At 34.8% G+C, this 2,628-nt stretch carries 1 protein-coding gene; it reads left to right on the top strand.

Annotation, left to right across the window (positions count from 1 at the left end; genetic code table 11):
- Positions 1-328 precede the first annotated feature (328 nt).
- The gene (locus tag ACESSZ_RS16325) at positions 329-2,311 is read left to right on the top strand and encodes a sensor domain-containing diguanylate cyclase (RefSeq protein ID WP_020991055.1); all 1,983 of its coding nucleotides are present in this window, start codon (positions 329-331) and stop codon (positions 2,309-2,311) included.
- The last annotated feature ends 317 nt before the right edge of the window (positions 2,312-2,628 follow it).

Genomic DNA, 2,628 nt, shown 5'->3' with positions numbered 1-2,628 from the left:
CGAGCTCCAGTAAAGATAGCACGTTGCCAGGTAGGAAGACCTGTTCTGAGAAGGACAGGTTTTTTTCTATATAGAGATAGAAAGCCGAGAAAGAAAGCCAAATATTTTCCTCATAAAAGGACCCCTTTCCATTTTGAGGAAAACGTAGTGCAAGGCCGTTATTGACAATTCGTTATTTCTAATATTTTGTATGAAGCATTAAAAAAACAAGATGAACACTCGTGATTACATATCATCATTTTATCTTATACAGAAATCGTTTTAGAAATTCCTTTTTCTATTTTTAATGTGTTATAATGCACAAGTTATATGAAGGGAAGTGCCAATGATGTCAATTTCAACAGATATATTGCATCAAATGGAAATTCTGAAGTATGCGGGTGCTGTAGATAGAGAAAATGAAATATTATATTTATCATCTTACATGCAACGTGAAACAGGATTACCCTCTACCAACAGGATGAAGAACGTTGTGGTGAATTATTCGCAGTTCTGTGATTGGTCACATACAAAACAAACAGCTTTTGATTTGCAGTTGGTAAAAACAACAAATCATCATGCATATTATCGTCTACAAAAGATATCGACCACAACTACTGGGCAAATGTTTCTGATGACGAATATTGATGATATCCTCGCCATTGAAATGAAACAAAACTATGATCGTCTACAAAATAAAAAATTAACGAATAATATCCCTTGTGGCTTATTTAAGGCGGCATTGGATGAGAGTATGACACTACTTTATCATAATCTTTATTTTAATAAGACTTTTGGATATGATCCTACGGATGCTATTTCAGACATTCAACAGATTGTATTACCTGATGAATTTATGCAACTTCTAAAAGATATAAGAAGTCATAAAATTACCGCTTCTGATACGTATTATTTTGAGGAGGAAAATCGTTGTATTAAGAAAGATGGCTCTATTATATGGGTGTTATGTCGTTATGCGTATGAAGGTAATGATATCTTTGGAGCTGTTTTTGATATCACGGATCGCAAACTGATTGAGGATAGATTACGTATCAGTGAACAGGAATATCGAATTGCGATGAAACAGTTGAATAAGACATTGTTGCGGTATCATATTCCTACAAAGACATTGTCTATGGGAGACCCAGATGATCGTGTATTGGGGGATTATACAGAAGTTAAAAATGTCCCGGAATGTGTGCAAAACATGAATTTAGTCGCAAAGGAAAGCTTAGAGGAATATATGCGGTTCTATCATGCAATGCTGGAAGGTGTGCCACAAGGAAGTGCTATGTTTAAATTGCGTGTAAAAGACAGAGACGATTATGCATGGATAAAAGCACATTATTTTTTAACATATGATAAGGAAAAACATCCGGTTACATCTATCATTTCATATGAAGATTATACGGAAGAATATGATCAGGAGTTGTCTTACCAACGATGGATACAGATATTTGAAAATCAAAAGGCAAATGCGATTGCTTATTATGAATATGATATTACCAAAGATCAGCTTGAGGTGATGGAAAGCACGGTGATACCTGAAATTCCATTTGCGAAACGTCGTTCTTTTACTTTTGTCGCGCAATATGCGGCAAATAACTTTGTTTATGCAAAAGATCGCAAAAAATACCTCACCATCTTTGATCGCCAATATCTGTTATCTTGTTACTATCAAAAAAAGTTTGTCGTGACTTGCGAGCATCGCCGTTATGATGTAAAAAAACATATTTATTGGGCTAAAGCGGAAATACAATTAATGGAAGATCCTTATACAAAGCATATTAAGGCATTCGTTTTGATTCAAGATATTGATAAAATCAAGTGTCGAGAATTAGAAGTGCAGTTGGAGTTAGAGAGTGATTCATTGACAGGATTGTTAAATCGTAAGACAATTGCAGAAAAAGTAGATTATATTTTGCAGGAACAGGAGGAGGAACTGCATGCTTTGATCATGTTGGATCTGGATAATTTCAAACAGCTAAATGATAAATTGGGGCATATGCAGGGAGATGAAGTATTACGTGATGTAGCGCAAATCTTACGCGGCTTAATGCGTTCACATGACTTGTGTGCACGTATTGGCGGTGATGAATATATCTTATTTTTAAAGGATATTTGCAATCGAGAAGCTTTGCGTAAAAAACTTCAACAATTAAGCGATGCTCTTAGTTTTAATGTAGATGGCATAACGATCAGTGCCAGTTTGGGAGCTTGTTTGGCGCCGGAACATGGCGATAATTTTATGACACTATATCAAAAAGCAGATGAAGCAATGTATGCAAGAAAACGAAATGGGCGCCATGGTTTTCGTATATATGGAGAATAACTGAAATAATCCTTATAGACAACAGACTGTGATTCAGATGGTAAGCACATAAATAGGAACATAAGAATACTCATGTAGATTACCGTATGAAATCTATTTTGAAATGCTGTTAGAAGATAATAGATGTGTGTATCTGTAATTATTTTTGCAATAGAATGCAAAAGATAGTTACGATCACGCATCTTTTTACATGTAGGGATTGCAAATTGTACTTGGTTTCGTTATCATGTATAGGCATGTCATAAGGAGCTAACTATTAAGAAGTCAAGCATTTTTGAAAAAGATTGAAAAAGCATGACAAAAACAAGTGCTAGTAA

The organism is Eubacterium sp. 3_1_31 (assembly GCF_964249515.1).
Classification (GTDB): domain Bacteria; phylum Bacillota_I; class Bacilli_A; order Erysipelotrichales; family Erysipelotrichaceae; genus Longicatena; species Longicatena caecimuris.
The sequence above is the reverse complement of the archived record's forward strand: the minus strand, read 5'-3'. Positions and strand labels throughout refer to the sequence as shown.